The 5482-nt window shown below is 73.7% G+C and carries 6 protein-coding genes and 1 pseudogene; 4 read left to right on the top strand and 3 right to left on the bottom strand.

What is annotated here, in order from left to right:
• Both AKI01S_RS48000 and AKI01S_RS47995 read left to right on the top strand, forming a co-directional pair.
• Positions 1-377, top strand: a 377-nt coding sequence (locus tag AKI01S_RS48000) for a sigma-70 family RNA polymerase sigma factor (protein ID WP_157420729.1), incomplete at its 5' end; no start/stop codon positions are given.
• A 7-nt stretch (positions 378-384) separates the two neighbouring features.
• Positions 385-606, top strand: coding sequence for a hypothetical protein (locus AKI01S_RS47995; protein WP_067833668.1), 222 nt, complete (start codon positions 385-387; stop codon positions 604-606).
• Positions 607-919: 313 nt separating this feature from the next.
• Here AKI01S_RS47995 and AKI01S_RS47990 read toward each other — a convergent pair whose 3' ends face one another.
• Positions 920-1324, bottom strand: coding sequence for an RNA-binding S4 domain-containing protein (locus tag AKI01S_RS47990; RefSeq protein WP_067833665.1), 405 nt, complete (start codon positions 1322-1324; stop codon positions 920-922).
• Positions 1325-1381: 57 nt separating this feature from the next.
• The gene (locus AKI01S_RS47985; protein WP_218010097.1) at positions 1382-2002 is read right to left on the bottom strand and encodes a TetR/AcrR family transcriptional regulator; all 621 of its coding nucleotides are present in this window, start codon (positions 2000-2002) and stop codon (positions 1382-1384) included.
• Positions 2003-2206: 204 nt separating this feature from the next.
• Between AKI01S_RS47985 and AKI01S_RS47980 the strand changes: the two genes are divergently transcribed.
• Complete coding sequence (locus tag AKI01S_RS47980) at positions 2207-3571, top strand: MFS transporter (RefSeq protein WP_218010096.1); 1365 nt, start codon at positions 2207-2209, stop codon at positions 3569-3571.
• A gap of 9 nt (positions 3572-3580) precedes the next feature.
• On the opposite strand, the gene AKI01S_RS47975 is transcribed toward AKI01S_RS47980, so the two are convergent.
• Positions 3581-5044 carry an LCP family protein gene (locus tag AKI01S_RS47975; RefSeq protein WP_067833657.1) on the bottom strand — a complete coding sequence of 488 codons (1464 nt, stop codon included), beginning with the start codon at positions 5042-5044 and terminating at the stop codon, positions 3581-3583.
• A gap of 164 nt (positions 5045-5208) precedes the next feature.
• On the opposite strand from AKI01S_RS47975, the pseudogene AKI01S_RS47970 reads away from it, so the two are divergent.
• Positions 5209-5482 (top strand): annotated as a pseudogene (locus AKI01S_RS47970) (hypothetical protein); the annotation flags it as partial.

The following is a 5482-nucleotide window of genomic DNA, read 5'->3' as shown; positions in this document are numbered from 1 at the left end:
TTGATCGTCGGGATGAACTGTCCGCCTACGCGCGCACGGTGATGGTCCGGACGTTCATCAACCACCGCGCGGCACCCGGCAGGTCGCGCGAGTTCCTCACCGACCAGATCCCCGAGCCCGAGCCGAAACCCGGCGGCCAGGAGCAGGTGGTGGACCGCATCCTGCTATTGGACAAGCTGGCCGAACTCGGCCCTCGACAAAGAGCGGTGATCGTGCTGCGCTACTGGGAAAACCTCACCGTGAAGGAGACCGCAGAAGCGCTGAGCTGTTCACCAGCGACAGTTCGTAGCCAGACCTTTCGCGCCTTGACCAATCTCCGGGCGCTGCTACGGCACGATCTTGGTCCGCGAGAAGTCAACGGCCAGGACCCGATGTGAGTGTGTCATGAGTGAGACCCGACCCCACCCTCCGGCTGAAGACGCGAACGACGGCCTGTTCAACGACGTGATCGGTGAGCTGCACCGCCTCTTCGAGGCGTTCGGCGCGACCCCCGCTCCGCCTCCCCGCCTCAGCGACGTGGAACTGGTCGCCGAGATCCGCAGGAGAGCGGCCCGCGTTCCGATCCCGACCCGACCGAGCCACCCCCTGCAGCCGGAGGGACACTGACCGCCTCGGCGAGATCCCCGCTTCTCACGAGACGGGCGCCCCGCACGGAACCGAACAGGAGAGCCGGGTCACCCCGCCCGGCTCCCACACCACCGGACACCCGGGAGGGAACGAGGAGAACGCGACACCGAACCACGCGAGCCCGAACGGGGCACGCCCTGGCCCCGAGAGCAGGAAGAAGCGGCTGACCACCGAGTCGAGCGCGGACGCCGTCCGAACCGGTGTCCGACCCCCCTCCGATGCCTCCATCGCCTCCGGCGGACGCGCTCGACTTCGGCCAGGCCGCGGGTCCGGGGTCTGCCGGTGCGCGGCGTCAGTCCTGGGCGCGCCGGGAGGCCGCCAGCTGGTCCAGCGCCCGGAGCCGCTCCAGCTCCCGGCGGTCCCGCTTGGTGGGCCGCCCGGCCCCGCGCTCGCGGCGGGCGACCGGCATCAGCACCCCGCGGGGCGGCGGGGGAGGGCTGTTGTCGACCAGGCACTCGGCCGCGACCGGCGCCCCGACCCGCTTGCGGATGACCTTCTTGACGACGACGATCCGCTCGCGGCCCTCGTGCCGCACGCGCACCTCGTCCCCGGGCTTGACCGGGGTGGCGGGCTTGGCCCGCTCGTCGTTGACCCGCACGTGCCCGCCCCGGCACGCCGCGGTCGCCTGGGAACGCGTCTTCAGCAGCCGGACGGACCAGATCCACAGGTCCACGCGCACCGAACCCTCGTCTGCCATGCGATCGACTCTACGGGACGCGGCCGGCGTCCGGCCGGCGTCGGGCCGACGGGATGATCAGCCGGGCGGCTTCATGCCCAGCGCGTTGGCCCAGATCTGGTTCAGCGTCGTCAGCAGGCGCTCGAACGCGATCGGCTGCTCGGCGACATAGACCCAGTAGGCCATCCGGCTGACCATCGCCGACAGGGCGTAGGCGGTCATCAGCGGGTCGAGGTCGGGATCGGCCTCGCCCCGCTCCTGGAGCGCGCGGATCATCCTCGCGTTGCGCTGGACGAAGGCGTCGCCGCGCTCCACGCGCAGTCGCCGGAAGTTCTCGTCGATCTGGGCGACCTGCTCGAACAGCGCCATCAGCCGGGCGTTGCGGCGGTAGGAGCGCAGGTACTCCCGGTTGGCGGCGTCGATCAGCAGCCGGGGGTCGGTGATCCCGGTGCGCTCCCGCAGATGGGGGTGGAGCATCTCCTCGTTCACCTGCTCCACGACCGCCGCGAAGATCTCCTCCTTGTCGGTGAAGTAGGTGTAGAACGACCCGGACGCCACGCCCGCCGTCCCGGTGATGTCGCTGATGCGGGCGTCGAGGTAGCCGTCCCGCTCGAAGACCTCGCGGGCGGCGGTGATCAGCGCCTGCCGCGTGCGCATGCCGCGCCTGCTGCGCGGCGCCGTCCGGCCGTTCGTCTCCATGCCCGCCAGGATCCCACCAAGCTTCGCCAAGCCACACCTGAGCAGCGAAATTACCGCATGGTGTGAGATCAGTCACTACTTGAACCTGACGTTGGATTCAACTAAGAAGGGGGACCAACGGCCCGGACAGCGGGTGAGCGCCCGTCCGGGGGTGCGGGCCGGCGCACTGGTCGCGGCGTGAACGCGAGCAGAAGGAGTGATCACGTGGCCTCACCGACGACGCAACCCGCCCGCCCCCGCGCCCAGGGCAAGCTGCTGGGCGCGGGACTGATCGGCAGTTCGATCGAGTGGTACGACTTCTTCCTCTACGGGACGGCCGCCGCCCTGGTCTTCCCGAAGGTCTTCTTCCCCGAGTCCTCGGCGCTGGCCGGGACGCTGCTGTCGTTCAGCACGTTCTGGGCCGGGTTCCTCGCCCGCCCGATCGGCGGCGTGGTCGCCGGCCACCTCGGCGACCGCTACGGCCGCAAGAAGATCGTGGTGGCGTCGCTGCTGCTGATGGGCCTCGGCACGTTCCTGATCGGCTGCCTGCCGGGCGCGGGCACGATCGGCGTGCTGGCCCCGGTCCTGCTGGTCGCCCTGCGCTTCGTGCAGGGGCTGGCCTGCGGCGCGCAGTGGGGCGGCATCGTCCTGCTGCTCACCGAGTCCGCCTCGCCCAAGCGCAAGGGCTTCGCCGGGACGTTCGGGCAGATGGGCGTGGCGTTCGGCGTCTGCCTCGGCAACGCCGCCTTCCTGATCGCCGTGCAGGCCACCTCCGACGAGGCGTTCCTCAGCTGGGGCTGGCGGATCCCCTTCCTTGCCAGCGCGGTGATGTTCCCGGTCGCGCTCTACATCCAGGCCCGCGTCGAGGACAGCGCCGAGTTCCGCGAGCTGGCCGCCGAGACGGCCGCCAGGACCGAGCAGGTCGTCAAGGCCCCGGTCGCCGAGGCGGTCCGCCGCCACTGGCGCACGATCCTGCTGGCCGCGGGCCTGCTCGCCGGGACCAACGCCCTGTTCTACATCAGCGTCGCCGGGGTGGTCAGCTACGCCACCACCGAGCTGAGGCTCAGCCGCGACGCCGTCCTGTCGATCTCCCTGCCGATCACCCTGCTGAGCGCCGGGATCGTGCTGTGGGCGGGCTGGATCTCCGACCGCGTCGGCCGCCGCCCGATGATCCTGCTCGGCGGCGCGATCATCGTGCTGTGGGCGTTCCCGTACTTCTGGCTGGTGAACACCCGCTCCCTGCCGCTGATCGCGCTGGCGGTGTTCGTCGGCTCGGTCGGCCAGTCCCTCACCTACGGCCCGCTGGCCGCCTACATCGGTGAACTGCTGGAGCCGAACGTCCGCTACTCCGGCGCGTCCCTGGCCTACCAGCTGGCGTCGATCACCATCAGCGGCGGCACCCCGTTCCTGATGACGGCCATCATCGGCGAGACGGGCTCGACGACGCTGGTGTCGGTGTACGTGGCGGCCACCGGGCTGATCACGTTCGTGTGCGCGTGGGTGCTGAAGGAGACGAACCCGGCCGCCGTCCGCCAGGACCCGGCGGCGATCCCGGGCACCCACCTGTACCGGCGGCCCGCCACCTCCTGACCCCCTGGCTCAACCGCAGGCCGCCCGGAGCGACTCCCCGCCCCGGCCCTCGCGCGGTCGCGCGAGGGCCGGGGCCGCCGTCCGCCGCGTCCGGGGCGGCGCGAGGGCGGCGGCGACCTGGCGGCGCATCGCGTTCACGTCGGGGCGGAAGACCCGGAAGCGCGGCGGCGTGAACTGCACGCTGCGGAGGTCGCCGCCCCTGGCCTTCTCCGCCAGCCCCACCAGCGCGGGCAGCAGCTCGGCCGGAAGGTCGGTGGACACCGCCCGGCGCGTCGCGGCGGAGAGCCCGCGGACCCCGGTCAGCACCCGCCGCGGGTCGGCCTGCTCGGAGATCGCTTTGAGCAGGCACCGCTGCCGCGCCATGCGGGCGAAGTCGCTGCTGCCCTGCCGCGCCCGCGCGAACCACAGCGCCCGCTCCCCGTCCAGCCGCTGCGTCCCGGCCGGGATCACGCCGGTCGGGCGGCTGCCGTCGGACGGCCCGCCGTAGGGGATCGGACGGTCCACCCGCACCCGCACGCCGCCGACCGCGTCCACGAGGTCGCGGAACCCGAACAGGTTGACCAGCACGTAGAAGTCCACCGGCCGCCCCAGCAGGAAACCCACCTGCTCCTTCATGATCCGGGGCCCGCGCCGCCCGTCGGGGACGCCGGGCACCAGCGCCGGGTTCTCCTCGGCGTCCTGGTAGAGCTCGTTCAGCAGCCCCTCCGCGCCCGGCCGGGACCCGGTGTAGCCGTCCGGCCAGCGCGACCGCAGCCGCGCGGGCACCGGGAACCGCTGCAGGTTGCGCGGCAGCCCGAACAGCACGACGTCGCCGGTCCGGGTGTCGACGCTGGCGACCGTCAGGCTGTCGGGCCGGACGCCCCGCCGGTTGCCCGCGCCGTCCCCGCCCAACAGCAGGACGGTGACGCGCGCCCGGTCGGGGAACGGCGCGCCCGCCCGAGTGCCCTGGAAGACGTCGTCGATCGTGCCGCCCAGCACCCGGGCGCCCCGCGCGGCCAGCGCCAGCGGCGCGCACACGGCGGCGACGAGCAGCACCACGGCCACGGCCGCCGCGACCTCCCCGGCGGGCGTGGCCCGCGGGGGCCGGGCGACCTGGTACGACCGGACCACCACGGCCGACCACGACAACGCGAGCACCACCAGCCCCACCGCCAGGGCGTCCAGCCAGCGCGGCTGCACCGCGACCCGCTGCAGTTCCTCCCGGAATCCCAGCACCGCCACGGCCGCGCCGCCGAGCAGCGCGGCGAACGCCGCCATCAGCGCCGCGCCCGCGCCCCGGCGGCCCGCCCGCAGGTGCGCCACGCCCCACACCGCCGTGGAGGCCGCCGTCAGGCCCAGCGCCCCGCCGACCGAGCCGGCCGGGCGGGACCGCCCGTACCGGGGGTGCCCGTGCGGGGACCGCCGGTGCCGTGGCGGGCCGGGCCGGCGGCGCCGGGTGCGTCTGGGCTGCTCGGGCCAGAGGCGGTCGGACACGGGCGCTCCCGGGGATTCGGCGGTGTCGGAGAGAAGTCCTCGTCAGGACTACGCACCCGCCCCGGAAACGCGTTCATTCTCCCCCGGTGTTCGACCCCGGCGCCGATCTCGGACGTACCCCCGGGGGAGAACGCATTCCCGCACCGAGAACGCGAGGAGCCGCCGTGAGCACCGACCCCTCCCACCGTCCGCACCCCGACCCGTGGGGTGATCCGCTGCGGCCCTCGAACACGGCGACCCGCGCCGACCCGTGCCTGGGACCGCCGCGGTGGGAGGAACCGGCGGCGCTGTTCCCGCCGTACCCGCCCGGGCCCGCGGCGTGGGAACGCCCGGTGGGCCGTCCCCGGCGGGTCGTCGCGACCGCCGCGCTCGTCGCGGCCGTGACCGGGGCGGCGGCGGGGATCGCGGGGGCGGCGGTCGCCGGGGCCGCCGGTGCCC

Source organism: Actinomadura kijaniata NBRC 14229 (assembly GCF_001552175.1).
Taxonomy (GTDB): Bacteria; Actinomycetota; Actinomycetes; order Streptosporangiales; family Streptosporangiaceae; genus Spirillospora; species Spirillospora kijaniata.
This window is presented reverse-complemented; position numbering and strand designations above follow the sequence as displayed.

What these genes read in the sequence shown, in the direction of transcription:
- AKI01S_RS47995 (WP_067833668.1), top strand. Translation starts at nt 385, where the DNA reads ATGAGTGAGACCCGACCCCACCCTCCGGCTGAAGACGCGAACGACGGC.
- AKI01S_RS47990 (WP_067833665.1), bottom strand. Translation starts at nt 1,324, where the DNA reads ATGGCAGACGAGGGTTCGGTGCGCGTGGACCTGTGGATCTGGTCCGTC.
- AKI01S_RS47985 (WP_218010097.1), bottom strand. Translation starts at nt 2,002, where the DNA reads ATGGAGACGAACGGCCGGACGGCGCCGCGCAGCAGGCGCGGCATGCGC.